This window comes from Acinetobacter sp. RUH 2624, assembly GCF_000162375.2.
GTDB lineage: Bacteria > Pseudomonadota > Gammaproteobacteria > Pseudomonadales > Moraxellaceae > Acinetobacter > Acinetobacter nosocomialis.
The window spans coordinates 287,526-312,787 of sequence record NZ_KI391939.1 but is presented as its reverse complement, the minus strand read 5'-3'; the positions used below and the strand labels follow the sequence as shown (position 1 = coordinate 312,787).

The 25,262-nt window shown below is 37.7% G+C and carries 26 protein-coding genes; 11 read left to right on the top strand and 15 right to left on the bottom strand.

The annotated features are described in order from the left end of the window. Positions 1–16: 16 nt before the first annotated feature. The 7 genes from HMPREF0014_RS08180 to HMPREF0014_RS08150 form a co-directional block, all read right to left on the bottom strand. The gene (locus HMPREF0014_RS08180) at positions 17–682 is read right to left on the bottom strand and encodes an urease accessory UreF family protein (protein WP_002060172.1); all 666 of its coding nucleotides are present in this window, start codon (positions 680–682) and stop codon (positions 17–19) included. Continuing rightward, complete coding sequence (gene ureE, locus HMPREF0014_RS08175; protein ID WP_002126865.1) at positions 669–1,151, bottom strand: urease accessory protein UreE; 483 nt, start codon at positions 1,149–1,151, stop codon at positions 669–671. Before ureE ends, HMPREF0014_RS08180 begins: the two co-directional genes overlap by 14 nt. A 68-nt stretch (positions 1,152–1,219) precedes the next feature. Further along, the gene (gene ureC / locus HMPREF0014_RS08170) at positions 1,220–2,920 is read right to left on the bottom strand and encodes an urease subunit alpha (RefSeq protein ID WP_004888209.1); all 1,701 of its coding nucleotides are present in this window, start codon (positions 2,918–2,920) and stop codon (positions 1,220–1,222) included. A gap of 12 nt (positions 2,921–2,932) precedes the next feature. Further along, complete coding sequence (locus HMPREF0014_RS08165; RefSeq protein ID WP_004888210.1) at positions 2,933–3,391, bottom strand: GNAT family N-acetyltransferase; 459 nt, start codon at positions 3,389–3,391, stop codon at positions 2,933–2,935. After that, positions 3,381–3,701, bottom strand: coding sequence for an urease subunit beta (locus HMPREF0014_RS08160; protein ID WP_004888211.1), 321 nt, complete (start codon positions 3,699–3,701; stop codon positions 3,381–3,383). The genes HMPREF0014_RS08165 and HMPREF0014_RS08160 overlap by 11 nt, the downstream gene beginning before the upstream one ends. Positions 3,702–3,712: 11 nt before the next feature. Then, a complete protein-coding gene (gene ureA, locus HMPREF0014_RS08155; RefSeq protein ID WP_002054385.1) occupies positions 3,713–4,015 on the bottom strand; it encodes an urease subunit gamma in 303 nt (100 codons plus the stop codon). Positions 4,016–4,115: 100 nt separating this feature from the next. Then, positions 4,116–4,991, bottom strand: a complete 876-nt coding sequence (locus HMPREF0014_RS08150) for an urease accessory protein UreD (protein WP_004888212.1) — start codon at positions 4,989–4,991, stop codon at positions 4,116–4,118. 194 nt (positions 4,992–5,185) lie between these two features. Here HMPREF0014_RS08150 and HMPREF0014_RS08145 point away from each other — a divergent pair, with 194 nt between their 5' ends. Together HMPREF0014_RS08145 and HMPREF0014_RS08140 are read left to right on the top strand one after the other, a co-directional pair. Then, positions 5,186–5,509 carry a hypothetical protein gene (locus HMPREF0014_RS08145; protein WP_004888213.1) on the top strand — a complete coding sequence of 108 codons (324 nt, stop codon included), beginning with the start codon at positions 5,186–5,188 and terminating at the stop codon, positions 5,507–5,509. A gap of 203 nt (positions 5,510–5,712) precedes the next feature. After that, the gene (locus HMPREF0014_RS08140; RefSeq protein WP_004888215.1) at positions 5,713–6,192 is read left to right on the top strand and encodes a copper resistance protein NlpE; all 480 of its coding nucleotides are present in this window, start codon (positions 5,713–5,715) and stop codon (positions 6,190–6,192) included. A 62-nt stretch (positions 6,193–6,254) separates the two neighbouring features. On the opposite strand, the gene HMPREF0014_RS08135 is transcribed toward HMPREF0014_RS08140, so the two are convergent. Next, complete coding sequence (locus tag HMPREF0014_RS08135) at positions 6,255–7,859, bottom strand: isocitrate lyase (RefSeq protein ID WP_002054455.1); 1,605 nt, start codon at positions 7,857–7,859, stop codon at positions 6,255–6,257. A 588-nt stretch (positions 7,860–8,447) separates the two neighbouring features. Between HMPREF0014_RS08135 and HMPREF0014_RS08130 the strand changes: the two genes are divergently transcribed. From HMPREF0014_RS08130 to HMPREF0014_RS08120, 3 genes are all read left to right on the top strand, one after another. Then, a complete protein-coding gene (locus HMPREF0014_RS08130; protein ID WP_001047619.1) occupies positions 8,448–9,437 on the top strand; it encodes a LysR family transcriptional regulator in 990 nt (329 codons plus the stop codon). Positions 9,438–9,559: 122 nt separating this feature from the next. Further along, positions 9,560–10,885 carry a hemolysin family protein gene (locus HMPREF0014_RS08125; protein WP_002054376.1) on the top strand — a complete coding sequence of 442 codons (1,326 nt, stop codon included), beginning with the start codon at positions 9,560–9,562 and terminating at the stop codon, positions 10,883–10,885. Positions 10,886–11,436: 551 nt separating this feature from the next. Next, positions 11,437–12,774: a CitMHS family transporter gene (locus tag HMPREF0014_RS08120; RefSeq protein ID WP_002054475.1), complete on the top strand. Its 1,338-nt coding sequence runs from the start codon at positions 11,437–11,439 to the stop codon at positions 12,772–12,774. Between the two features lie 44 nt (positions 12,775–12,818). Here the strand turns inward: HMPREF0014_RS08120 and HMPREF0014_RS08115 are convergent, their stop codons facing one another. Further along, a complete protein-coding gene (locus HMPREF0014_RS08115) occupies positions 12,819–13,331 on the bottom strand; it encodes a hypothetical protein (protein ID WP_002054476.1) in 513 nt (170 codons plus the stop codon). A gap of 222 nt (positions 13,332–13,553) precedes the next feature. Between HMPREF0014_RS08115 and HMPREF0014_RS08110 the strand changes: the two genes are divergently transcribed. Then, on the top strand, positions 13,554–14,102 hold the full coding sequence (locus HMPREF0014_RS08110; protein ID WP_004888216.1) for a DUF2239 family protein: 549 nt from the start codon (positions 13,554–13,556) through the stop codon (positions 14,100–14,102). A 54-nt stretch (positions 14,103–14,156) separates the two neighbouring features. On the opposite strand, the gene cysN is transcribed toward HMPREF0014_RS08110, so the two are convergent. The 5 genes from cysN to lysS all read right to left on the bottom strand — a co-directional run bounded on the left by cysN (position 14,157) and on the right by lysS (position 20,248). Continuing rightward, entirely contained in the window at positions 14,157–15,770 is a 1,614-nt protein-coding gene (gene cysN, locus HMPREF0014_RS08105) for a sulfate adenylyltransferase subunit CysN (protein ID WP_004888218.1), read from the bottom strand. A gap of 30 nt (positions 15,771–15,800) precedes the next feature. Next, positions 15,801–16,709 (bottom strand): sulfate adenylyltransferase subunit CysD, encoded by a 909-nt coding sequence (cysD, locus tag HMPREF0014_RS08100; RefSeq protein ID WP_000140408.1) that lies wholly within the window; start codon positions 16,707–16,709, stop codon positions 15,801–15,803. Then, positions 16,702–16,833, bottom strand: coding sequence for a hypothetical protein (locus HMPREF0014_RS25245; RefSeq protein WP_002054314.1), 132 nt, complete (start codon positions 16,831–16,833; stop codon positions 16,702–16,704). The genes cysD and HMPREF0014_RS25245 overlap by 8 nt, the downstream gene beginning before the upstream one ends. A gap of 256 nt (positions 16,834–17,089) precedes the next feature. After that, positions 17,090–18,532, bottom strand: a complete 1,443-nt coding sequence (locus tag HMPREF0014_RS08095) for a capsule assembly Wzi family protein (protein WP_004888221.1) — start codon at positions 18,530–18,532, stop codon at positions 17,090–17,092. Positions 18,533–18,718: 186 nt separating this feature from the next. Continuing rightward, the gene (gene lysS / locus HMPREF0014_RS08090; protein ID WP_002054306.1) at positions 18,719–20,248 is read right to left on the bottom strand and encodes a lysine--tRNA ligase; all 1,530 of its coding nucleotides are present in this window, start codon (positions 20,246–20,248) and stop codon (positions 18,719–18,721) included. A gap of 257 nt (positions 20,249–20,505) precedes the next feature. Here lysS and HMPREF0014_RS08085 point away from each other — a divergent pair, with 257 nt between their 5' ends. Then, positions 20,506–20,994 carry a YqiA/YcfP family alpha/beta fold hydrolase gene (locus HMPREF0014_RS08085; RefSeq protein ID WP_000697206.1) on the top strand — a complete coding sequence of 163 codons (489 nt, stop codon included), beginning with the start codon at positions 20,506–20,508 and terminating at the stop codon, positions 20,992–20,994. A gap of 22 nt (positions 20,995–21,016) precedes the next feature. Here HMPREF0014_RS08085 and HMPREF0014_RS08080 read toward each other — a convergent pair whose 3' ends face one another. Then, on the bottom strand, positions 21,017–21,457 hold the full coding sequence (locus HMPREF0014_RS08080) for an SRPBCC domain-containing protein (RefSeq protein ID WP_004888223.1): 441 nt from the start codon (positions 21,455–21,457) through the stop codon (positions 21,017–21,019). Positions 21,458–21,899: 442 nt separating this feature from the next. On the opposite strand from HMPREF0014_RS08080, the gene rubA reads away from it, so the two are divergent. The 4 genes from rubA to oxyR all read left to right on the top strand — a co-directional run bounded on the left by rubA (position 21,900) and on the right by oxyR (position 25,251). Continuing rightward, positions 21,900–22,064 carry a rubredoxin RubA gene (rubA, locus tag HMPREF0014_RS08075; RefSeq protein ID WP_000760495.1) on the top strand — a complete coding sequence of 55 codons (165 nt, stop codon included), beginning with the start codon at positions 21,900–21,902 and terminating at the stop codon, positions 22,062–22,064. 92 nt (positions 22,065–22,156) lie between these two features. After that, positions 22,157–23,338 carry a rubredoxin reductase RubB gene (gene rubB / locus HMPREF0014_RS08070; protein WP_004888226.1) on the top strand — a complete coding sequence of 394 codons (1,182 nt, stop codon included), beginning with the start codon at positions 22,157–22,159 and terminating at the stop codon, positions 23,336–23,338. Positions 23,339–23,391: 53 nt separating this feature from the next. Further along, positions 23,392–24,336: an esterase EstB gene (gene estB / locus HMPREF0014_RS08065; protein WP_002054414.1), complete on the top strand. Its 945-nt coding sequence runs from the start codon at positions 23,392–23,394 to the stop codon at positions 24,334–24,336. A 6-nt stretch (positions 24,337–24,342) separates the two neighbouring features. Then, positions 24,343–25,251, top strand: coding sequence for a LysR family transcriptional regulator OxyR (oxyR, locus tag HMPREF0014_RS08060; RefSeq protein WP_004888227.1), 909 nt, complete (start codon positions 24,343–24,345; stop codon positions 25,249–25,251). The last annotated feature ends 11 nt before the right edge of the window (positions 25,252–25,262 follow it).

Here is a 25,262-nt window from a genome sequence, read left to right as displayed (position 1 = left end):
CTTTTATTTCCTAATTTTAAGATCTGAATAATCGTGAATATTGTGTTTCGTGTTTCATACTCAGCATGGCATAGCGAGGTAAAGCACTACTCAGTTGCTCATCTTTAAGTTTTAAAGCCTTCTCTACAGCGTGTGGTACTCGCCCATGCAAATGCCACAAAATTCTTTGTCCTGCCATTTGTCCCAATGGGACTGTTTTTACGGCTGCTAAAACCTGATTTTCTAAAACAGTAAAGGTATACGCCGTGAGTACATCAATATCTTTAAGCTCTAAACGCCCACAAAGCTGTGCATAGACAGGTACAAAACCAAACTGCTTTTTAACCTCAACTGGCTTTTTCAAAACATCTTTAATCCATGCATTTAAAGAAAATGCGAGTTGCTGAGATTCAGCAAGTAGCTCTTTACTTTCTCGGCTTGCCTTATACAAATGTGCCCAAGTCAAGAACTCGTCTGAGTCATCATAATGTTGCATAAGACGCTTAAGTACAGGTAACTCAAAGCGTACCAACAACATTTCAAGCACTTCTTCAAAGTAAGCAATGGCAGAGCTTTCATCGTGTATTAAGCCAATATCAATGGCTGTTTCTACACCTTGTGAATAACAATACGCTCCAACTGGCAATGCCGTCGAAGACAGTGTCAGCAGTTGAAGTAATTGCGCTGCGTTATGAATGGACATGGTGCAAAGCTTTGATTGGGCTTAAACGATGATCATGGCTATGCTGTGCATAGGCACCACTTTCAGGCTCGAACGGATGATCGGTTTCTGTCACAGTAAGCCCCAAACCTTCTACCATTTCAGCAAGTACATGATCAGGCTCAAAATATAAAGCTGTTGGTGTCAGCATTAATGGAACATGTCGGTTACCTAAATGATAGGCCGCTTTAAGCAAATCAAATTCAGTCTGAGCAGTAACTTGCATTAACCGTTCAGGTTTTGCATCAACTCGCAATACATCGCCCTCTTGCGTTGCAATATATGAACCACTACGCAAAATGCCAGTACGAGGCAAATCCGCACCGATATCTACGCCACTTGCTAAAGCCGCTCGAAAACGTGATTTCTGACGGGTATCAAACGTTAGCTCAACCGTTTCAAATGTCTGATCAGGAGAAATATCTTCAAGACGTTGGGTGTAAATTTTCATTTAGCTTTTCTCTCCTTACTTATTTCTTTCATATAAGTTAATGAGGCAAATCACCTCTATAAAATTCATTAAAATAAGAAATAACGCTGTGCCATTGGTAACACGTCAGCAGGCTCACACGTTAGTAATTCACCATCTGCTCGTACCTCGTAAGTTTCGGGATGCACATGCATAACTGGACAATATGTATTGTGTTTCATATCGGCTTTGGTAATTGAACGCGTATTTTTACATGGGCTAATTAACTTTTTCAGATTTAGTTTCTCAGCAACTTTTTCATCAATTGCTGCTTGAGATAAAAAGGTAATACAAGTGTTATGCACACCACGCGGATAAGCCCCAAACATTGGACGGTAATGCACAGGTTGAGGGGTTGGAATGGAAGCATTAATGTCACCCATCGGTGCAGCTGCAATCATGCCACCTTTAATAATCATGGAAGGTTTTACGCCAAAAAACGCAGGCTTCCATAACACTAAATCAGCAAGTTTTCCGACTTCAACCGAACCGATTTCATGGCTTAAACCATGGGTAATTGCTGGGTTAATTGTATACTTGGCAATGTAGCGTTTAACCCGATTATTATCATGAAGCTCATTGTCACCCTCTAATGGGCCACGTTGTACTTTCATTTTGTGGGCAGTTTGCCAAGTACGTAAAATGACTTCACCCACGCGCCCCATCGCCTGCGAGTCTGATGACATCATGGCAATTGCACCTAAGTCTTGTAAAATATCTTCGGCAGCAATAGTTTCACGGCGAATACGACTTTCCGCAAAAGCAATATCTTCAGCAATTGCAGGGTCTAAATGATGACAAACCATGAGCATATCTAAATGCTCGTCAATGGTATTAATGGTATAAGGTCGCGTTGGGTTGGTCGAAGATGGCAAGACATTACTTTGCCCAATTGCTTTTAAAATATCGGGAGCATGTCCACCACCTGCACCTTCAGTATGGTACGTATGAATGGTACGATCTTTAAAAGCTGCTAGGGTTTCCTCTAAAAAACCACCTTCATTTAAAGTATCCGTGTGAATTGCGACCTGAACATCAAACTCGTCTGCCACACTCAAGCAGTTATCAATTGCTGCTGGTGTTGAGCCCCAATCTTCATGTAATTTTAATCCAATTACCCCAGCCTTAATTTGCTCACGAATAGGGTCAGGTAAACTCAAATTCCCTTTGCCTAGCAGGCCAATATTCATAGGCAAATCATCAATCGCCTGCAACATGGTCGCAATATGCCAAGGCCCTGGAGTTACTGTGGTTGCCGAAGTTCCGGCTGCTGGTCCTGTACCCCCACCTACCATTGTTGTTGTCCCAGACATCAGCGCGGTTTCAACCTGCTGCGGGCAGATCCAGTGAATGTGGGTATCAATACCACCTGCCGTTAAAATTTGCCCTTCACCCGCAATCACTTCTGTTGCAGCACCTAAAGGAATAGTAATGTCAGGTTGAATATCGGGGTTTCCAGCTTTTCCTATTTTCCAGATTCGGCCATTTTTTAAACCTACATCGGCTTTAACAATTCCCCACCAATCCAGAATTAAAGCATTGGTTATGACTGTATCGGCAACTTCATCAGCTAAAAGTTGCGATTGTCCCATCCCGTCACGAATGACTTTACCACCGCCAAATTTAACTTCTTCACCATATGTCGTTAAATCTTGTTCAACCTCAATAAAAAGCTCTGTATCAGCTAGTCGAATACGATCTCCAACCGTTGGACCAAACATCTCAGCATATGCACGACGTGACATTTTCATACGATTAGTTCCTTATTTTTCTGATAGCAAAGCATAATATTTTGTCATCGGGATAAACCGGATTCCCCATTTTTCAGCAGCATCACCACTTACAATAAAACCAAATTTTTCATAGATATCTTGAGCATAAAAACTTGAATTCACCGTAATTTTTTCAACGTCTATATTTTCATTTTTAATTTTTTCTTCTATGAAATCCCAAAGTTGTCGCCCTAGACCTAGTTTCAAATATGTTTTTTTAATAAAAAAATGCATTAAATGTGAGGGTTCCATATAAGCGACTATACCCACGACCTGTTGATCAATCTCTCCAACAAAATAATGAATATCTTCTCGATCAAAAATTGTTTGTATGACTTCTGGTTTAAAGCGTGAGCGCCCTTCATCATTTGCAATCACTTGATCTACATATGGAGCAATTATGGCAACAATATTATCCGTGTCATCTTTCGTTGCTTTTCTAATCAACATTTTCATCCAAACGCCCCATTACCCGACCAGCAAAACCATATACTTCTCGCTTACCAGCTAAAGCAACAAGTTCCACTTCTCGGCTTTGCCCTGGTTCAAAACGTATCGCAGTACCCGCCGCAATATTTAAGCGAAAACCCTTTGCTATCTCACGATCAAACTGTAAGGCATCGTTTGCTTCATAAAAATGAAAATGTGAACCCACCTGAATAGGCCTGTCGCCAAGATTAGCCACCACAACTTTTAAAGTTTCTCGTCCGACATTCAGTTCAATATCAGTGTCTGGAGTAATAACTTCACCGGGGATCATAAGCGTTCCTTTTATACTATTGGCTGATGAACAGTGACTAATTTCGAACCGTCAGGAAAAGTTGCTTCGACCTGAACCTCAGCAATCATTTCCGCTACGCCATCCATAACATCTTCACGCTTTAATAAAGTCGTGCCAAAGTGCATAAGTTCACTCACCGTCATTCCATCTCGAGCACCTTCAAGTAAGGCTGCCGAAATAAACGCAACAGCTTCTGGATAATTCAGCTTTAAACCTCGTGCTTTACGACGCTCAGCCACCAAACCTGCGGTAAAAATGAGTAACTTATCTTTTTCTGTTGGATTGAGTTCCATATCTCTTTCCTAATAGCATCTAGTTTTCTTTAAGCAAAATGCGTGCTCAAAAGCAGCATACTTGTTTTAATCGTTTTTAAAATACGCAATTTAACGTAAATTAAGTTTTCCAAATTCTTGGGAATTCCTCATCTAAATCAAACCAATACCGTCTTAATCTTGCTCTTATAGCCGCGAAAGCATCATGGCAAACTCGCACATCATTTCCTAAAAACCGCGCACACAGCACATCTTCTAGTAACGTCAAAGTCACAGGCACATCCATACGCATAATGAGTTCACGAATGAGTTCAATATGTTGCTCTAAATAAAATGAAGAACGGAATTTTGCTGGCGGTACAGCCCAGAAACTTGCCATTACAGCCAGATTATTCATTCCTAAACATGAGCTTAACCAGCGATCTCCCCCCTCAAAATATAAAGTATCGGCAACTAGTAATTTATTCTCACGCCATAACTTAAATTGATTGTGATAACTTCCATGAACAAAATTCTCAGCTCGAGCCTGTCGGCCCAAAACCAGCATATCCCATCCAATAAAACTTGCTGTTTGTTCAAGGTGAATATGTGTTTCCGAATGTGCTACAGCACCATCAAATAACATCGTTTCTTGTGGCATCCACTCTAAAATAGAGTCATTTTTTACAGTCAGATAAATATGCTGAAAAGCCTGTTTACCATTGGTTCTATACCATTTCCCAGCTCCAGGTGTGGTAATAACTGCATGTGCCTGCTCTGCTGTTTCAATTTGGAAAGTAAGATGATCCCCTCCTGCAATTCCTGCTGGTGGATGAACAATAATAGCGTGGCAAACTCCAGTTTTTTCGGGCCAGAGCATTTTTTGCACCCGAACAGGGCCATGATGTTTTCTATGACTCATTATGGTGCGAGAATTTTTAAAACTAAAACCAAGCTCTAATTGTGCATACCAAAATGGTGCTAAAGAAGTCTGAGAAAATTGCTGAATCCGATTCATTTTGGCTCATTTTTAATAATGGCTTTTTTAGTAAGCAAAATATGCACCAAATACAAAAAGAGGTCATTACAAACTTAGAAACAATTTTTTTATTTTAATGAGTTAAAAAATAGTCAATGTCTAACATAAAACCACAGTAAAGCATGGAATTATTTATACAATAGCGCCCATCCTCGCTCTTATAAATTTTTTCCATGAAAATCTTTTTCGTGTTAGTACCTTTTGTATTTTTAACTGGGTGTATTTTTGGCCAATCTAGTGAGCTCAAACGTGCAGAAAAACTATTAAATAATTTTCAATGTAAAAATGTTGAAACCAGTGAAATGCCTACAAGCTCTATCAATTCTTATTACCAACAAACTTTAGCCGTGAGTAAAGATAAAGCGACCACTTATGTAGAAAGTTATAAAGAGGGTGAAGAATTATTCGCTATGCCTTTAGATGAAGTGGTAAAGAAGCAATATGAACTTTATAAAGCAGCATGCGACTCTCTAGGTGGAGTTTCTGCACAGCCATAATTAAAAACAGGTATCCATTAAATCGCCCGAATGGATACCTCTACCCCACCAACTTAATTTTAAAAATTACTATTAAAAGGTTCCTAATAAGCATTCACTTTACCTTTTGATAAAATTAAGCAACATAGTAACGCTTTTATTTTATTTTCTTTTTTTCTAGGCTTTAAATACTTTTTATTTTTTATTTTGAGGTTTTGGTCATTATGAAAAAATCATTATTAGCAATTGCACTTATGAGTACTCTCCTTGTCGCATGTAATAAACACGAAAATAAAACAGAGACAACTTCTGATGCATCTACCCCTGTACAAACTACTGAAGCAAGTAATGCTGTTGCCGTAGATACTGAACATACAGCAGAGAACTCTCTCGACTGGAATGGTAAATACAAAGGAACACTTCCTTGCGCAGACTGTGAAGGCATCAAAACTGAATTAAAATTAAAAGATGATAAAACTTATGAGTTGAATGAAACTTATTTAGGTAAAGGTGATACAAACCCATTTGAAACACACGGTAAGTTTGCTTTCGATAAAGACAATACTTCTGTTATTACCTTAGATGATAAAGCTCAAAACCGTAAATTCTTTATTGGTGAGAATACTGCTACTGCATTAGACATGGAAGGTAAAAAAGTTGAAGGTTCTTTGGCTGAACATTATGTGTTGAAAAAAGAAGACTAATAAATTTTTTCAATATAAATAAAAAAACCGCTCATTTGAGCGGTTTTTTATGAAGTCAATTCTTAGTGAGCTGAGAATTGGTTCATTGTGTTTTTAGAGTCATCACCAGCTTTAAGTGCGTTTTCACCAGCGAAGATTTCTTTGTGATCATCACCGATGTCTGAACCAGCCATTGCTTGGTGTTTCACACATGCGATACCGCCACGGATTTCTTTACGTTGTACGCCAGCAACATAAGCTAACATACCTTGATCACCGAAGTAACCTTGTGCCAATTCGTGAGTAGAAAGAGCAGCAGTGTGGTATGTAGGAAGTGTGATCAAGTGATGGAACACACCAGCTTCACGCGCAGCGTCTGCTTGGAAAGTACGGATTTTTTCATCAGCATCAGCAGCTAATTCAGTGTTGTCGTACTCAGCGCTCATTAATTTAGCACGGTCGTAAGCAGATACATCTTTACCTTCAGCAACCCAACGGTCATACGCTTGTTGACGGAAGTTTAAAGTCCAGTTGAATGATGGGCTGTTGTTGTAAACAAGCTTCGCATTTGGAACCACTTCTTTAACACGGTTAACCATGTGTGCAATTTCTTTTACGTTTGGAGTCGGAGTTTCGATCCAAAGTAAGTCAGCACCATTTTGAAGGCTAGTGATACAGTCAAGTACAACACGGTCAATCTGAGTACCTTCACGGAATTGATATAAACCAGAAGCTAAACGAGTTGGACGGTGTAACTTGCCATCACGTTTAATTAAGATTTCATCATCAGTTGCTTCAGAAATATCAATTTCTTGAGTGTCTAAGTAGCTAATATATTTAGAGGCGATGTCACCTGGTTCTTTAACTACTGGGATGCTTTGAGTAAGGTCAGCACCTTCAGAGTCAGTACGAGCAACAATAACGCCTTCTTCTACACCTAATTCTAAGAATGCATAACGAAGAGCATGGATCTTAGCGATGAAGTCAGCATGTGGAACAGTTACTTTACCAGCTTGGTGACCACATTGTTTTGCATCAGATACTTGGTTTTCGATTTGAAGCGCACAAGCACCAGCTTCAATCATTTTCTTAGCAAGTAAGTAAGTTGCTTCTTCGTTACCGAAACCAGCATCGATGTCCGCAATAATTGGCACAACGTGAGTTTCGAAGTTGTCGATTTGAGCTGTGATTTCAGCTACTTTCGCAGAGTCACCCGCTTCTTTTGCTTTGTTTAAAGCACGGAACAAGTCATTTAATTCTTTTGCATCAGCTTGACGTAAGAAAGTGTAGATTTCTTCGATTAAAGCAGGTACTGAAGTTTTTTCGTGCATAGATTGGTCAGGAAGTGGACCGAATTCTGAACGAAGTGCAGCAACCATCCAACCAGAAAGGTAGATATAACGTTTGCTAGTAGTACCGAAGTATTTTTTGTTAGCAATCATTTTTTGTTGAGCGATGAAACCATGCCAGCAACCTAATGATTGAGTATATTTGCTTGAATCAGCATCGTATTCAGCCATATCACGACGCATAATCGCAGCTGTATACTTAGCAATATCTAAACCTGTTTTGAAACGGTTTTGAAGTTGCATACGAGCAGCATCTTCTGGGCTAATGTCTGCCCAAGTGTTGCCGAATTTTGATTTTAATTCACGTACTGCATCAATCGCTGTTTGATATGTAGTCATGATATTGTCCTGTATTCATTTTAGGATTTCATCGATCGAAGCCTAGAGTCATGTTACTTAAATTTCTTATGACACCAGCTGCTTCTTCATGTACACAGCTTAGACTTAGCCAATCAATTAATCCAATATCCTTCGTTAATCTTCAGTATTTATTTAAAAAATATACCAATAAATCGATATTATAAGTAAAACTAAAAAACATAACACTTTGTTTATAAAAACAAAATAATCCTAAAGGAGTATAGTATTTTGATCAAAAAACTCTCCAAGTTTTATTTTTATACAGTTCTTAAGATTTTTCCATTCATTTTTAGTGTTAAAAGTCAATTGTAAATTAGGCGACTTTTGCCAATGAAAAAAGTCAATCAACATGCTAGAACAATACTAAATATTAATTAAAAATATTTCTTCCATAACTACAAATATAAAAACATATCAAAGATAACAAAATCGAGCATTTGAGGTGCTTTTCAGGCATACTTAATTTCAACAAAAAATGTCGTTTTTCTCATCATTTTTTCACACAATGTTCTTTAAATATGGCATAATTTGAAACAATTTTAGGGTTTTATTTTCGGTATTTTTTTTATGAATCTGGAGCGGGTAGATCTTAATCTATTAATATATCTTGATGTTCTTCTTCGTGAAAAAAATGTTACTCGCGCAGCCGAACAACTTGGTGTTACTCAACCTGCCATGAGTAATATTTTACGCCGTTTGCGTAATTTATTTAATGACCCTCTCCTGATCCGTTCATCTGAAGGGATGACGCCGACAGAACGTGCGCTTGAATTACAACCACGTATTCGCGATGCCCTTTCTGATCTTTCCATGATTTTGGAACCGCGTACCGAATTCCGCCCTTATACCAGTAATCGCGTTTTCCGTATTATGACTTCTGACTATGCAGAAGCAACCCTAGTTCCTCGTCTTGTTAAAGCTCTACGCTCTGAAGCACCCAACGTTGTACTCGATTTTCTCACTCCAAGTGACGTGTCATATAGAGACATGGAGCAAGGTAAAGTTGATCTAGCAATTAATCGCTTCAATGAAATTCCACAAAGCTTCCACCAAGTTTTAGTTTGGCGTGATAGCTTTAGCTGTATTTTAAATGACAAACACCCTGCTGTTACTCATTTAAACTTAAAAAGCTATTTAGATGCTCAACATATTTGGGTATCTAAAACTGGTATGGGTGTAGGTTTTGGGGTAAACCCTGACAAACAAGGTGGCCTAGGCTGGATTGATCAGGCATTAGAACGTATTGGTCAACGTCGTAAAATTTCTGTGTTTACGCGCCACTATCAAATGCCAGCATTACTTGCTCAAAATGTTGATTTGATTGCGACGCTTCCAACTCGAATGGCTCGTTTGCAAGCACAAAATCCAAAATTAGTCATTAAGGATCCACCGTTTTATATTCCTGAGTTCGAACTCAAGATGGCATGGTGTCCATTATTACATCATCATCCAGCTCATCGCTGGTTACGCCAACTTATTTTATTCGTTGCTCGCCAAATGATCGAAGAGGAAAATCGTGAATTCCTAACTAATAATTCACAATTTTCCCACTATTAAATAAATTTTAATTTAATTGTCTCTTTCAAACATTATCTTAAGCGCTGAGCAATCAATCTGATTACCTCAGCGCTTTTTTGTGTTAAAACATAGTCATAATAATGATGATCCTCGGGTGATTTGTGAGTCTCTTTCAAAATATCATTATCATCGTACTGCTCATCATCGCAGCAGGCTTTTTATCTTTAACTGAAATTGCTCTAGCTGGTGCCAGAAAAGTAAAGTTAAAAATTTTGGCCGAAGCTGGCGAAGAACGTGCTCAACAGGTACTTGATTTACAAGAACAATCTGCAGACTTTTTTGCAGCATCCCAAATTGGCCTAAATGCTGTCGCAATCTTAGGCGGTATCTTGGGTGAAGCTGCATTTCGTCCTTTCTTTGTCAACTTAGTTGACCGCTTTTACCAAGGTCCGTGGACGCAAACAATTGGTTTCGCCCTATCTTTCACCTTGGTAACTTCTTTATTTATTTTATTTGCCGATCTCATGCCAAAACGATTGGCAATGATTGCACCTGAAAAAATCGCAATTAGCGTGATTAATCCTATTCAGATTTTTATTAAAATCTGTAAGCCTTTAGCTTGGGGAATCAACGCAATTGCAAACTTGTTATTTCGCTTATTTAAAGTAAATACAACACGTGAAGATAATATAACTTTTGATGATATTTCAGCAGTTATGGATGCTGGTGCCCAAGCAGGCGTACTTCAGAAACAAGAACATCACTTTATTGAAAATGTATTTGAGCTTGAAGAACGCACAGTGCCGTCAAGTATGACAACGCGTGAAAATGTTGTGTATTTTACTTTAAATGAACATGAAGACAGCATTCGACAAAAACTAGCGGAATATCCTTATTCTAAATTTTTGGTTTGTAATGAAAATATTGATCAGGTTATTGGTTATGTAGATGCCAAAGATTTTTTAGTTCGTATTTTAAATAATCAATCGCCTACACAGTTAAATGAATCAACTATACGTAATGTTCTCATTATTCCTGACACTTTAACACTTTCTGAATTACTTGATCGCTTCCGCTCAACAAAAGAAAAATTTGCCGTTGTAATTAACGAATACGCGCTTGTGGTCGGTGTTATTACCTTAAGCGATATTATGATTACCGTTATGGGCGATTGGGTTACCCCAATTGAAGAAGAGCAGCAAATTATTAAACGTGATAATAATTCTTGGTTAATTGATGGAAGTACACCAATTGATGACCTAAGACATGCTCTAGAAATTGATGAAATGCCTGATGAAGAAAATTATGAAACATTAGCCGGATTTATGATGTACCGTTTACGCAAAATTCCTCGCCCCGCAGATTTTGTTGAATTCGGTGGTTATAAATTCGAAGTTGTCGATGTGGACCATTTTAAAATTGATCAGTTACTGGTAACACGTGTATTAGAAAAATCTGACCTCCCCTCAACACCAGATGAAAATTGATTTATTTTGGTGCAAAATATCCTGCTAATTAAAGCGGGATATTTTTTTAATAAAATAATTTTTAAACTCATACTTATTTTAAGATATTGTCATTTTAAAAGTTTAATTTATTATCTTAATCATATTTTTAAATATATAAATTAACTCTTTAATTAAAATAAAAATTTTTAATTAAATAGAAATAAAAATTTGCACATAAAGCATTTACAGCTTCCTCTTACTTATGTAACGTAGCTATAGCAAGCAATGTAAATGGGTATACTTCTCATTTCAGCATTCAAAAACAAATATAATTGTTAAAAATATATGATAATTCCAAATATGATAAAGGTTTTATATGCTCTAATAATAACTACTATATATTATAAATAGACTATACCAATAATATATATATTCAGTATTTTCCTAGAATATACCTTTCCAAGTGAATATATATTAACCAAATAAACTAAATATATTATTTGTCTTTTTAATAAAAATTCATAAGAATAATCAAAGTCAGAGTTTTGAATAAACTTGTTCAGTAAAACTAAAGGCAAAGGATTGATTGTATGCTGACATTACTTGGTGTTGGCATGATTTTATGCTTCATGTATTTAATCATGTCCAAACGTTTAAGCCCTATTATTGCTTTAATTCTTATCCCATTTATTTTTTCTCTTATCGCCTGGGGCCTTGGTCATTATTTTGAAAGCTTAAGTCATATTGAGCTTAAGGGTCTCAGCGAAATGATGCTAGAAGGCATCAAAAAACTTGCGCCTACTGGCGTAATGCTATTATTCGCGATTTTATATTTTGCCTTAATGATCGACGCAGGTCTTTTCGATCCTCCGGTTAAATGGATTTTGAAAAAAGTTAAAGGTGACCCTCTAAAAATTACATTAGGGACCGTTTTTTTAACTACATTAGTTTCTCTTGATGGTGATGGCTCGACTACATATATGATTTGTGTCGCAGCAATGCTTCCTCTCTATCAACGTCTAGGTATGAATACACTGATCATGACAGCACTTATGTTGTTATGTAGTGGTGTCATGAATTTAACACCATGGGGAGGCCCTACTGCTCGTGCAGCGAGTGCGCTTCAAGTCGACCCAAGCCATATTTTTGTACCAATGATCATTCCAATGGTGATTAGTATTGGCTGGTTATTCTTCTTGGCATATTTATATGGTCGTTATGAGCAAAAACGTCTAGGGGTAATTGAGCTTGAAAGTCACCATGGTGACAACATTACCGTTTCAAAAGATCCGGAAGCGACTCGTCCACATTTACGTAAAGTAAATATGGTACTTACCATTATTCTTATGATTGCGTTGATCAAAGGTATTTTACCAATGTCAGTGTTATTCATGCTGGCGTTCTGTATTGCGATGCTTATTAACTATCCAGATGTTGATATGCAGAAGAAACGTATCGCTATGCATGCAGATAGTATCTTGGCTGTTGTCGGTTTAATTTTTGCGGCAGGTATTTTTACAGGTATTTTATCTGGCACAGGCATGGTTGAAGCGATGTCTAAAGAATTTGTCGCAATGATTCCTGCAAGCATGGGACCATATCTTGCACCAATTACAGCGTTGGTAAGCATGCCTTTGACGTTCTTTATGTCAAACGATGCATTCTTCTATGGTGTATTGCCTATTCTTGCCGAAGCTGCTTCACATTATGGTATTAGTCCAGAAGCGATTGCTCGTGCTTCAATTGTAGGTCAACCTGTACACTTATTATCACCTCTTGTTCCATCAACTTACTTGTTATGTGGTCTTGCTAAAGTCGATTTTGCAGATCATCAAAAGTTCACTTTTAAATGGGCATTTATTACTTGTATGGTGTTAATGGGTACAGCTTTAGTGATTGGTGTTTTCCCACTTTTTAGTGCAATCTAAGCATATTCTGCTATAAAAAAAAAAGCCCCAATTGGGGCTTTTTTTTATTTATTCACATACTCAATCATGGCATCTAAGAACGCATGAAAGTGCAAGGTAATATCTTCTTCTAAAATTTTATAGGCATTATCAAATTGCACCATTGGCCAACCTTCTTTCCAAAATGGGAAGATATCATGTAAGTCATGGGTAACTATCCCATCTTCACGAACAATTGCTTGTGAAATTTGTGCCAAAACTTGCGCTGTTTCTGCCCCATCAATAGCTAAATAATCAATACCACGTGCTTTTAAAATACGAATTCGATCTTTTTTATAGCGAATTTTTTTAGCTTGAGCTGCATTTAAACCTAGTGCAAGAGTAACTGCTTCTACAAATTTCTCTTCAAAATTTGTATTTAGTGCTACCAAAGCCTGTTTATGCGCTTCCTGACGTCCTGCTTTCCCCCCGCTACGGATGATCTCATGTGCTTCCGTATCTAGCTTATCTTTTTTCATCGACTGTAAAATGTCTAAAATTTCGATATCGCTTAAAGATTCAGGAGATTGCTCAAACATAGGAGTCCTTATACATACAACTAAAGACACATTCTCTCATAAAAGCAATATTAAAGCAGAACAAAATTTTAAATGGTCGATTATCTTGACTATTTTTATAGTCCTAATCTAAGAGACTACATTCATAAAACCTGATAATTCTTTGGTTATGAATTTTACTATTTGCCAAATTAATTTTACCCTGATAATATTATTTTACCCTGATAAAAATATACGGCTAAAATGAATACTAAAATCACCTATACTGCTTTCACTGGAAGCACGTTTATTGCGAGTGACTCCCTTGTTGAACTTGCAAAAAAACTCAAAGAACTTCCGAAAACAACGGAAAATATTCTGATTTTTAATGATCAAACAGGTCAACAAATTGATCTTGACCTTTCTGGTTCGGAACAAGAATTTCAACAACGTTATGCTGAGCCGGAAGAAATTAAAAAAGTTGGACGACCTAAACTTGGCGTAATTTCGCGTGAAATCACTTTACAGAAAAAACATTGGGATTGGTTAGATCAACAAAGTGCGAGTGCATCAGCAGTGATTCGCAAGTTAATTGATAAAGAGTTAAATAACCCAAATTCGGAAGGCAATATTATGCTCGCCAAACAAGCCATCGATCGTTTTATGTCTGCCATGTTAGGTAATATGCCAAATTATGAAGAAGCAACACGTGCCTTATATCAAGGTGATCGAGATACATTTTTAAAGATGATTCAGAACTATCCTAAAGATTTAAGAGAATATTTAATGTTAAAAACTCAAAATATTTTCTAAACTCAATAAAAAAACCCGCTTACGCGGGTTTTTTTAGAACTCATTTTCAATCTATTAAAGACGAACCAATTCCACGATTTTTTCTACTGCTTCTTCCACAGTTTCAGCAGTTATCTCTGTATCTATACCTTCCACAGAAGTTGTGATAACCACAACACCCGTCTCACGTAATAGAACCAATTGCTCAGCTGTTAAGCTTGCTTTTGCAATTGCAACTACACCTTGCTGAATCAGCAAACTTTCTAAAGCTTGAGCTTTTTCAATTAATTGTGCAGAAACACCAATAGCGGCAGGTTTTTGACCTAAACGAGCAGCACGGTCTTCGGCAGTAACAGCATTGCTATGAGCAGTCCATTCTACAGCCGCCTCTACCATGCCCGCACCAACGGTCACGTTACTTAAACGGTCAATAAATATAAATGAACCTGTGTAACGCGAATCTTGATAACGGTCAAACACGACTGGAGCATCGAACTCAACCACAACATCCGCAATTGCATTTAACTCAAGCTCTTCGACCTGAGTATGCTCAAGTGTATTCACATTTACACGGTAGTGAATGTTCGTCACTTTTGCTGGAACGGTTTGTGTACCAATCTTAATATTGTACAACTTACCTTTTACAAGTGGATGCTCATTCATCCATACCACAGAAGCACGAACGCTACGTGAAATTAATGGTTGCTCACCTGCACGTACCAGCACGTTTCCGCGACTAATATCAATTTCATCATTTAACGTTAATGTAACTGCTTGGCCTGCAACTGCCTGCTCAAGGTTACCGTCAAAAGTAACAATTTCTTTAACTGTAGAACGCTTACCAGAAGGTAACGCTACAATTTCATCACCAACTTTAATTTCACCTAAAGCAACCGTACCCGCAAAGCCACGGAAATCGAGGTTTGGACGGTTCACATATTGAACTGGGAAACGGAATTCATGTTTATTTGACTCACGGCTAATTTCCACAGACTCAAGAATACTCATCAAAGTCTGGCCTTTATACCAAGGAGTATGAGCCGATGGATTTACAACGTTATCGCCATTCAAAGCAGAAATTGGAACAAATAAAATATTGGCTGGGCGACGATCACCTAACTGGCTCACGAATGCATCATATTCAATCTGAATTTCATTAAAGCGCTCAGGTGAATATTCAACCAAGTCCATTTTATTAATGGCAACTACAATATTCTTAATACCAAGCAAACTTGCAATAAATGTATGGCGACGAGTCTGAGTTTGTACACCATAACGTGCATCAATCAAAATGATTGCAAGATCAGCAGTCGATGCACCAGTTGCCATGTTACGGGTATATTGTTCATGTCCCGGTGTATCAGCAATAATAAATTTACGCTTTTCAGTCGAGAAATAGCGATAAGCTACATCAATGGTAATACCCTGCTCACGCTCGGCCTGCAAACCATCTACAAGTAATGCCAAGTCCGGTGCATCACCTGTTGTACCCACTTTCTTACTGTCACGTGTTACAGCTTGCAATTGATCTTCATAAATCAATTTTGAATCGTAAAGTAAACGGCCAATTAAGGTACTTTTACCATCATCTACATTACCGCAAGTCAAAAAGCGTAAAAGGTCTTTTTGTTCATGTTGTTTTAAATAAGCCAGAATGTCTTGGCTGATTAAGTCTGATTGATGAGACATTGCTCAAACTCCACAAATTTAGAAACTGTCTTAGAAATAGCCTTCTTGCTTTTTCTTTTCCATTGAGCCTGCTTCATCATGGTCAATCATACGACCTTGACGCTCAGAACTTGTTGCCAATAACATTTCCTGAATAATTTCTGGCAATGTATCAGCTTCAGACTCGACTGCACCTGTTAATGGATAACAGCCTAGCGTACGGAAACGTACAGACTTCATTTGCGGAACTTCACCCTCTTTTAAACGCATGCGTTCATCATCCACCATAATGAGCGTACCACTACGCTCAACCACAGGACGAACAGCAGAGAAATAAAGAGGAACAATTTGAATATTTTCTAAATAGATATATTGCCAAATATCTAACTCAGTCCAGTTTGATAATGGGAATACACGAATACTTTCGCCTTTGTTCACTTTACCATTGTAAAGATTCCAAAGTTCAGGACGTTGGTTTTTAGGATCCCAACGGTGCTTACTATCACGGAATGAATACACACGCTCTTTCGCACGTGATTTTTCTTCATCACGGCGCGCACCACCAAAAGCAGCATCAAATTGATATTTGTCCAGAGCCTGTTTTAAAGCTTGGGTTTTCATAATATCTGTATATTTTGAGCTACCATGATCAAATGGATTGATACCTGCTTCACGGCCTTCTTTGTTCTGATGAACAATTAAATCAAAGCCATGCGTTTTTGCCATGTTATCGCGAAACGCGATCATGTCTTTAAACTTCCATCCAGTGTCTACATGTAATAAAGGAAAAGGAAGCTTCGCAGGATAAAATGCTTTTAATGCAAGATGGAGCATTACAGCCGAGTCTTTACCAATTGAGTAAAGCATGACTGGGTTTTCAAATTCTGCCGCAACTTCACGAATAATATGAATACTTTCAGCTTCAAGTTGCTTGAGATGTGTAAGTCTTGATTCAGTCATGAACACGTCCTTCTCTATCCATTTTGCCCATAAAATCTAGAAGTGGTATTAAACCACCACTTAGAAGACCATGTGGAGGAACGAGTGCCATAACAACTCCAATTTTTTGTGATAAATAATCCAACCACAAGCCTTTATGAGGCTTATAGCATTAGTTATGCATTATAGTGATTTAAAACTGTTTTCTTTTGCTTGTTTTTTCATATTGATATTCAAATTCATCATATAAATGTAAGATACTGATTCGCATAGATAACATGTCCATCCTAGCTCGCATCGTTAACCGAAGCAAATCACGATCTCATCTTTAGATTTCTTTAAATACAATAAAAAAAGAGAAGCCATTTTAGCTTCTCTCTTTCTATAGCATTATTTAATTCTTAGAAACCAAACATTTTACGTTCTAACGGAATTTCAATACCAATAGATGCACCTGAATCATTACCCTCTAAATCAGAGTCACTAATCCAACCATTAATTTTTAATGGAAGATCTGGTTTGATGTAATGCGTCCAAGTTAAATCAAGCGCTTTAATTTTATCTTCTTTAGGGAAAGCTTTATTGATTGCCAAGTTAGATTCATTCACTTTAACAACCATTGCACGACCACTTAAGCGATTCATCGTGTCAAATCGAATATCGCCACCAACAGAATACATTTGACCATCACCACCCATTGCATGCCCTAGAGGGAAACCATGCTGGTAATAACCATCTGTATAAATATAATGGTTATAAGAAATTCCTTTTACATCGCCATTAGTACGTGTATCTGCCCATTCAGCATAAAGTTGATAAGGCATATTTTTATAGCTAGAAGAATAATCAGCACCAGCTAAATACATTTTCTTCGATGGTAAGTGCCCCGCTTCATCTTCACCTACATATTGACCATAAATACCAACAGGGGCATTTAAAAGTGATTGAAGATTTAAACGAGCATCAAATCCAGCAATTTGATTAGATCTGTCTTCAGCTGCATCATAAACATTATCATTACCTTTAATTGCATTCCATAATGAGTTCCAACTTTCAGAACGCCCTTCACCACCCCATTGTAAAGTTCGTGAAGCACCTAGTTCCAAGTAAGGTAATGGACTTGCAGTAACACGCAAACCTAATAACTTAGCATGTGGAATAGCTTTATAATCATCTAACTGACCTGCAAATAGTTGGTATTGCCAAGGCCCAATCCAAGATAACCATTTGGTATCAAATGCATTTTGTATAGCTCTTTGAGCTGTCACCCCATAAACAGGACGACTTGCATCACCACGGATTAAACTACCATCATGCCCAGGTCCCCACCATGTTGGAATTTGACCGGCAACAACCCATTGGTTCCAGATTTTACCAGCGACATACGAACCTTCCACATTGGCATCATGACCATTATCAATTTGCGGATCTTTTTCTGCGTTTACACGGATTTTTGCATCCCAGTTTTCACCACCAGCATTAAACTCTACAGAGCCTTGATACTGTGATTTATGATTATTCCCAAATGCTTGAGGAATATCTTTGATATCTGTTCCAGCAAAAGCACCCACTTTAACTGTATCGTTATCTGCCTTTAATGCATTGAGAACTGAGTTAATAACTTTTTGTTGAGCTGGATGTGTTACTTTAGCCTGAGAGAGTGCACGCTGAATTTCATCACCACTTAAAGGCCAAGTAGAAGTACTGATGTTAATGACACCTTGCTGATTTAACCAATTTAAATCTGTACGTAAATCATCATTATTAAGCACCAAACCTTGGGCAAAAACAGCTGATGAGGCAGTAGCTAATAATGCAATTGAAAGTGTTTTTCTTAAAAACATGTCAGCACAATTCTCAAAGTTATTTATGAGCAACACATTAATTTTTTTATTGCAAATTTGCAATTGTTAAACTGTGCAATTACATTTTTTAACGAGGTCTTAAGTTTTCTATAATTTAAGTTTTTTTTATATATAAATAGTTAATAAAAAAGGCAGTTTACACTGCCTTTTTTATTGAATATTAAATTAACCTTCTTTACGACGCATATGCGGGAATAAAATTACATCACGAATACTTGGCGCATCTGCAAAAAGCATAACCAAACGGTCAATACCAATACCTTCACCCGCTGTTGGAGGTAAACCATATTCAAGCGCTTCAACAAACTCTGCATCGTAATGCATTGCTTCATCATCACCTGCATCTTTTTCCGCAACCTGAGCTTGGAAACGTTCAGCCTGATCAATCGGATCATTTAACTCGCTAAAGCCATTTGCCAATTCACGTCCGCCGATGAAAAATTCAAAACGATCGGTAATGTGCGGATTGTCATCATTACGACGAGCGAGTGGAGAAGTCTCGGCTGGATATTCAGTAATAAAAGTAGGTTGACGGAGTTTAGTCTCAACCGTTTCTTCAAATACAATTGTTTGAAGTTTACCTAAACCGAAACCAGGTTTAACTTCTTCTTTCAGCTCTTCACGCACAAATTTTGCAAGGAACTCACGATCACCTACATTTTCAGGTGTGAACTGAGGGTTATTCTCTAAAATCGCATCGAACATAGAGATTTTCTTGAATGGCCCTTTAAAGCTAAACACTTCACCTTGGTAAGGCACATCAGTCGTACCTAAAATATCAAGAGCTAGCTTTTCAAGCATGTTTTCAGTTAAAGCCATCAAGTCTTTATAATCAGCATAAGCTTGATAAAACTCGATCATTGTAAATTCAGGGTTGTGACGCGTTGACACCCCTTCATTACGGAAGTTACGGTTAATTTCAAACACGCGCTCAAAACCACCAACAACCAAACGCTTTAAGTAAAGCTCAGGTGCAATACGCAAGAATAATGGCATATCTAGAGCATTGTGATGCGTTTCAAACGGACGTGCAGACGCACCACCTGGAATCACATGCATCATTGGCGTTTCAACTTCCATGAAACGTTCATTTGTTAAAAATGCGCGAATACCTGCAACAACTTTGGCACGAATTTCAAAAGTCTTACGGGTTTCTTCATTTACGATTAGATCAAGGTAACGTTTACGGTATTTAACTTCTGTATCGTTCAAACCATGAAATTTATCTGGCAACGGACGAAGTGATTTTGTAAGAAGTTCAAAACCTTCAAGGTGTACATACAAGTCACCTTTGCCTGAACGACCAATATAACCTTCAGCAGCAATAATGTCGCCTAGGTCTAAACCTTTAATCGTTTCAAGCGTATCTTTTGGTAAACCTTTACGGTCAACATATAACTGAATGCGACCAGTCATATCTTGAATCACCATAAAAGAACCACGGTTTAACATGACACGGCCAGCGACTTTTACATATACATGTTCAGCGCTTTCAATTTGTTCTTTCGACTGATCTTTAAATTGTTCTTGTAGATCAGCAGCGTAATGTTCACGTTTGAATGTATTTGGCCAAGGACTCTTTCCAGTATCCTTTGCAACATCTTGGATTTGCTTTAATTTGGCATGACGCTGTGCAATTAAATCGTTTTCGGAAATAGTTGGTTCAGAAGTCGATTGAGCGTTTTGTTGCGTCATCTCTGCCTCGATTAAGTAAAAATGAAGTGGCATAGCTTAACAGATTGCTGAGGTTTTTCGAATGATTTCAATCAAACAAAAATGAAAAAAGTCAAAGCCATCAAATTAAAGGCGGTTTGAATGATGAAAATTAGTTAGACCAATCGCTAAGATCATTTTTTTTAGCTTTAAGTAAAATATAAAAAAATCCAAATAACCTCGATTTTTAAAAGGCCTATTTTGCCTTTTATTTTATCTATGAGATTGTGTAGCAAATAATGAAAATTCTATTTTTACATGGCTTGGATTCTTCTCGTGAATCAACAAAATTCCATGCCATCTTGCATCCTGAAAAATTTTGTATTGATGTGGATTATCGTAACTTGAGTTATGCCTCAGTGAAGGACTTTTATCATCAAGCAATTGAAACGATTAAACCAGATTTATTAGTTGGTCATAGCCTTGGTGGCTATTGGGCTTTAAAAACAGCTGCTCAACATAAGTTAGCTGTTGTTGTTGCCAATCCAAGCCTTAATCCTAGTTTTCGTAATGATTATCCCGACCTTTGTGATGAAGATCTTGATCACTCTAATCCTAAAATGGCTTATTTAGAATTAGGAGACGAGCAACTTGATATGTACCAAGTACAGGAAAAGCTTTCACCTTATATGACAGTAGAAACATATGACGGAGGCCATCATCGTCTTGCTTATCCTTCTCGTCTCAATGATCTTATTTCTAAAATTCATAAAAAATACTTTGCCTAAACAATTAACTGAATAAGATAAATTAACTTCCTTCAGCAATATGTTTTACAACTTCAAAACCTTGAACAAAGCCACTTTTTAACATACCGATATATTCAGGTAAGGTGGCCAATTCAACTTTTAAAGTTGTAGTATTCCCATTTTGGCTTAAAAAATATTTTTCTAACGAACCACTCCAGCTTTTCACCTCTTCACTTTCTAAGTCTTCTTTTCCTTCTTTAATCATTCCTAAATGTTTAAAAATTAATACTTCAGGCTTTTTCATTTCTTCAATGGTTGAAACCATTCCATTTCCTTCTCCGTCTAGAAAATATGTATTACCGCCAACTTTCCAGTCCGTCTTCATTGAAGAATCCGGTGCAAAGAATTTTGTCCATGCATTATATGTCTCGCTATTCCAGAGTATGTCCCATACTTTTTCTATAGGCGCATTAATTTCTACTTCATATACTAGAATTTCCATATTCAATTTCCTTATCTCTGTTACTCAAGTGTTCAATAAACTTTCTCGTTTTATATAAACATCAATTTATCTGTCTATTTATTAATCAGCTTATGTTTTTAAGAGCTTTATTTATATAAATGCTTTGTTCTTTTTGTAACCCTTCATATCACGTAAGGTCTTATTACATTAGTGAGTGAATAAAAACATATGATTTATTATGCGTTTAAGTGGAAGTTTTGCCTAAATAACCACTTATTTGTCTCGATATGCCATTCATCTTTGCTTACGAATGATTAAACTCCCTTATGTGCTTTACTTTAAATGTAGAACTGCGTAAAAATTTGATACCCGATCAAAGCTACATTAGTTATTATTGAACGGATCGTAGTTACATTATTAATAGATGGAATAGTTTTACTGAAAGGCAGCTTTGAGCAAACTTATCAGTGCGGAGAGTCTCATGAAAAAATATCAATGTATCGTTTGTGGATGGATTTACGATGAAGCAGAAGGTTGGCCACAAGACGGCATTGCAGCTGGAACAAAATGGGAAGATATCCCTGATGATTGGACTTGCCCTGATTGTGGCGTTTCAAAAGCTGACTTTGAAATGATCGAGATCTAATGTCTTAAATTAAAAGGCCATGATTTACATGGTCTTTTTTATATATCACCAATCACCGTATTAAATGAACAATTCTAATTCTGGAGAAAAAAATGCATCCAATCGTCATTATCGGATCAGGCATGGCGGGTTATACCTTAGCACGTGAGTTCCGTAAGCTTAACCCAGAGCAAGAACTTGTGATGATTTGTGCGGATGATGCAGTGAACTATGCAAAACCAACGTTATCTAACGCTTTTGCAGGTAAAAAGGCTCCAGAACAGATTCCTTTAGGTGATGCCGCAAAAATGAGTGCGCAGCTCAATATGCGTATTGAACCTTTTACATGGGTAAAAGAAATTTTAGCTGAGCGTCATGAGCTTGTTCTGGAAAAAGATGGGGTAACTTCAAATCAGCCGTATTCAAAACTGATTTTAGCCGTTGGTGCTAACCCGATTCGTCTTGCAATTGCAGGTGATGGCAGTGATGACATTCATGTGGTGAACTCTCTTATTGATTATCGTTCTTTCCGTGAAAATCTAGCTCAGCGCAAAGATAAACGTGTTGTGATTTTGGGTGCTGGTTTGATTGGTTGTGAATTTGCCAATGACTTACTTCATAGCGAATATGATGTAACGGTAATTGATTTAGCGCCTCAACCGTTAGGCCGTTTATTACCTTCACACATTGCTTCAGCTTTCCAAGAAAATCTTGAAGAAGCTGGGGTTAAATTTGCATTAGGCACAACCGTTGAAAAAGTAAGTAAAATCAATAACGGTGAAGATTACGCGGTTACATTGGCAAATGGTCAGACTTTGGTCGCTGATATTGTGCTTTCAGCCATTGGCTTACAACCGAATATTTCTCTTGCTCAAAGCGCAAATATTCAAACTAGCCGTGGTGTAATTACCAATAGCTTGCTTGAAACCAATCAAGCCGATATTTATGCAATTGGTGACTGTGCAGAAGTGAACGGTACCCTGCTTCCTTATGTAATGCCAATTATGCAACAAGCGCGTGCTCTAGCAAAAACATTAAGCGGTCAACAGACAAATGTACATTACCCCGCTATGCCAGTTGCGGTAAAAACTCCGGCTGCACCGCTTACAGTTTTACCGGCTCCGGTTGATGTCGATGTAAATTGGGAAACTGAAGAATTCGACGATGGTATGCTTGCCAAAGCAATTGACAATGAAGGAACATTGCGTGGTTTCGTATTGTTAGGTGCAACAGCAGGCAAGCAACGTTTAACGTTAACTAAGCTTGTTCCAGATCTTATTCCTGCCCAAGCATAAGGTTTAAATTGGGAATGCTCGCTCGAGAGTATTCCCTTCAAGGAATGCATAACATGAATAGCGCCTTACAATTTAGTATTTCACCCTACACTCCTTTTATGCAAGAAACTAAAGTCAACTTAGGCAATGGTATTGAATTGCATGTAGAAGTAGGAGGAAAAGCAGAACATCCCACCATTTTGCTGATTATGGGTCTAGGTGCCCAAATGCTATTTTGGCCGGACTTTTTCTGTAAATCGCTCATTGATCAAGGTTTTCGTGTTATTCGTTTTGATAACCGTGATATTGGCCTTTCTTCGAAAGTACGTCATCAGGGTAAACGTTTAAATACCATGAAATTGATGGGGCGCTTTGCTTTAGGGTTAAGTAATCAAGGTGCACCTTATACGCTCTATGATATGGCAGATGATGTATCGATGCTTCTCGACCGTTTAGGCATAAGTAAAGCGCATGTGATCGGTGCCTCAATGGGCGGCATGATTGCTCAGATACTTGCTGCAAAATATCCGGAAAAAGTAGAAAAATTAGGTTTAATGTTTACAAGTAACAACCAACCGTTTTTACCTCCACCGTTTCCTAAACAACTTTTAAGCTTAATTGGCAAGCCAGAATCACGTGATGAAGAAGGGATTGTTAACCACAGCTTAAAATTATTCCAATTGATTGGTTCTCCTGGTTATATTAACCATATTGAAGCTGTACAAACTGCACGAAAACTTTATCAACGTAGCTATTATCCTGCTGGTGTACTTCAACAGTTTTTAGCAATATTATGTACAGGTTCCTTACTGCAACTGGACCGTGAAATTAAGCAACCCACTATAGTCTTACATGGCTCGCGTGACCGCTTACTTCCACCAAGCCACGGTAAGGCTGTAGCAAAAGCAATTTCCGGTGCTAAGTTTGAATTAATTGATGGAATGGGGCATGATATCCCTGCCCATTTTATTCCACAGCTTAGCGGTTTATTTGCGCATCATTTTAAATCATCATACTAGGACACTATGGCTGCATTACCCTCACTAAGACAGCTATCATATTTAGTTACGTTGTCGGAAACTTTGCATTTTACTGAAGCAGCACGACGCTCTTTTGTTACCCAATCGACTTTATCGGGCGGTATCATGGAGCTAGAAAGGCTATTAGGTGGCGTTCTGGTTGAGCGTGACCGTCAAAATGTGCGTTTAACGCCATTAGGTGAACAAGTCGTTGCTCGAGCCCGTGTATTGCTAGCAGATGCTCAGGATTTAATGCGTTTAAGCCGTGAAATGAGTGAACCATTAACTGGTGATCTTCATTTAGGTGTTATTCCAACCATTGCACCTTTTATCCTGACACGGTTACTTGATGAAGTGCATCAACAATTACCGAAGATTCAGTTGCATTTACATGAAGCTCAAAGTGAGAAAATTGTAGAACGCTTAGAACACGGTAATTTGGACATGATCGTCCTTGCTCTACCTTTTGACACAAGAAGTCTAAAAGTAGCTGAAATTTCAAAAGAAAATTTATATCTTGTTTGTAGTAAGCAAGATACAAATGCACTTCAAGCAAACTCTCTCGATGACCTTGATTTGTCACGCCTTATTTTGCTTGAAGAAGGCCACTGTTTACGTGACCATGTATTAAGTGCTTGTCCAATTGGTGAACGTAAAAACGATAACCGTTTAAAAGCAAGTTCACTACCAACATTAGTCGAAATGGTTTCTTCTAATTTAGGTTTTACGCTTTTACCAGAAATCGCAATTGAAAATAGTATGATCAAGTTTAATGATCAGATTACTGCAAAACCAATTGAAGATGCACCAAGTCGTACTCTAGCACTCGTTACGCGTAAAAGTACGCCATTGCAAAGCGAGTTTGACGTACTACTGCAAATCATGCAGAAGATCACAACAAATTTATATGAATAAAAAAAAGGAGT

What these genes read in the sequence shown, in the direction of transcription:
- lysS (WP_002054306.1), bottom strand. Translation starts at nt 20,248, where the DNA reads ATGACGCAACAAAACGCTCAATCGACTTCTGAACCAACTATTTCCGAA.
- HMPREF0014_RS08140 (WP_004888215.1), top strand. Translation starts at nt 5,713, where the DNA reads ATGAAAAAATCATTATTAGCAATTGCACTTATGAGTACTCTCCTTGTC.
- HMPREF0014_RS08095 (WP_004888221.1), bottom strand. Translation starts at nt 18,532, where the DNA reads ATGTTTTTAAGAAAAACACTTTCAATTGCATTATTAGCTACTGCCTCA.
- rubB (WP_004888226.1), top strand. Translation starts at nt 22,157, where the DNA reads ATGCATCCAATCGTCATTATCGGATCAGGCATGGCGGGTTATACCTTA.
- ureC (WP_004888209.1), bottom strand. Translation starts at nt 2,920, where the DNA reads ATGAAAATGTCACGTCGTGCATATGCTGAGATGTTTGGTCCAACGGTT.
- HMPREF0014_RS08165 (WP_004888210.1), bottom strand. Translation starts at nt 3,391, where the DNA reads ATGTTGATTAGAAAAGCAACGAAAGATGACACGGATAATATTGTTGCC.
- HMPREF0014_RS08085 (WP_000697206.1), top strand. Translation starts at nt 20,506, where the DNA reads ATGAAAATTCTATTTTTACATGGCTTGGATTCTTCTCGTGAATCAACA.
- HMPREF0014_RS08110 (WP_004888216.1), top strand. Translation starts at nt 13,554, where the DNA reads ATGAATACTAAAATCACCTATACTGCTTTCACTGGAAGCACGTTTATT.
- HMPREF0014_RS08115 (WP_002054476.1), bottom strand. Translation starts at nt 13,331, where the DNA reads ATGTTTGAGCAATCTCCTGAATCTTTAAGCGATATCGAAATTTTAGAC.
- HMPREF0014_RS08120 (WP_002054475.1), top strand. Translation starts at nt 11,437, where the DNA reads ATGCTGACATTACTTGGTGTTGGCATGATTTTATGCTTCATGTATTTA.
- HMPREF0014_RS08080 (WP_004888223.1), bottom strand. Translation starts at nt 21,457, where the DNA reads ATGGAAATTCTAGTATATGAAGTAGAAATTAATGCGCCTATAGAAAAA.
- HMPREF0014_RS08145 (WP_004888213.1), top strand. Translation starts at nt 5,186, where the DNA reads ATGAAAATCTTTTTCGTGTTAGTACCTTTTGTATTTTTAACTGGGTGT.
- rubA (WP_000760495.1), top strand. Translation starts at nt 21,900, where the DNA reads ATGAAAAAATATCAATGTATCGTTTGTGGATGGATTTACGATGAAGCA.
- cysD (WP_000140408.1), bottom strand. Translation starts at nt 16,709, where the DNA reads ATGACTGAATCAAGACTTACACATCTCAAGCAACTTGAAGCTGAAAGT.
- HMPREF0014_RS08135 (WP_002054455.1), bottom strand. Translation starts at nt 7,859, where the DNA reads ATGACTACATATCAAACAGCGATTGATGCAGTACGTGAATTAAAATCA.
- oxyR (WP_004888227.1), top strand. Translation starts at nt 24,343, where the DNA reads ATGGCTGCATTACCCTCACTAAGACAGCTATCATATTTAGTTACGTTG.
- HMPREF0014_RS08130 (WP_001047619.1), top strand. Translation starts at nt 8,448, where the DNA reads ATGAATCTGGAGCGGGTAGATCTTAATCTATTAATATATCTTGATGTT.
- HMPREF0014_RS08180 (WP_002060172.1), bottom strand. Translation starts at nt 682, where the DNA reads ATGTCCATTCATAACGCAGCGCAATTACTTCAACTGCTGACACTGTCT.
- HMPREF0014_RS08150 (WP_004888212.1), bottom strand. Translation starts at nt 4,991, where the DNA reads ATGAATCGGATTCAGCAATTTTCTCAGACTTCTTTAGCACCATTTTGG.
- HMPREF0014_RS08160 (WP_004888211.1), bottom strand. Translation starts at nt 3,701, where the DNA reads ATGATCCCCGGTGAAGTTATTACTCCAGACACTGATATTGAACTGAAT.
- cysN (WP_004888218.1), bottom strand. Translation starts at nt 15,770, where the DNA reads ATGTCTCATCAATCAGACTTAATCAGCCAAGACATTCTGGCTTATTTA.
- ureE (WP_002126865.1), bottom strand. Translation starts at nt 1,151, where the DNA reads ATGAAAATTTACACCCAACGTCTTGAAGATATTTCTCCTGATCAGACA.
- ureA (WP_002054385.1), bottom strand. Translation starts at nt 4,015, where the DNA reads ATGGAACTCAATCCAACAGAAAAAGATAAGTTACTCATTTTTACCGCA.
- estB (WP_002054414.1), top strand. Translation starts at nt 23,392, where the DNA reads ATGAATAGCGCCTTACAATTTAGTATTTCACCCTACACTCCTTTTATG.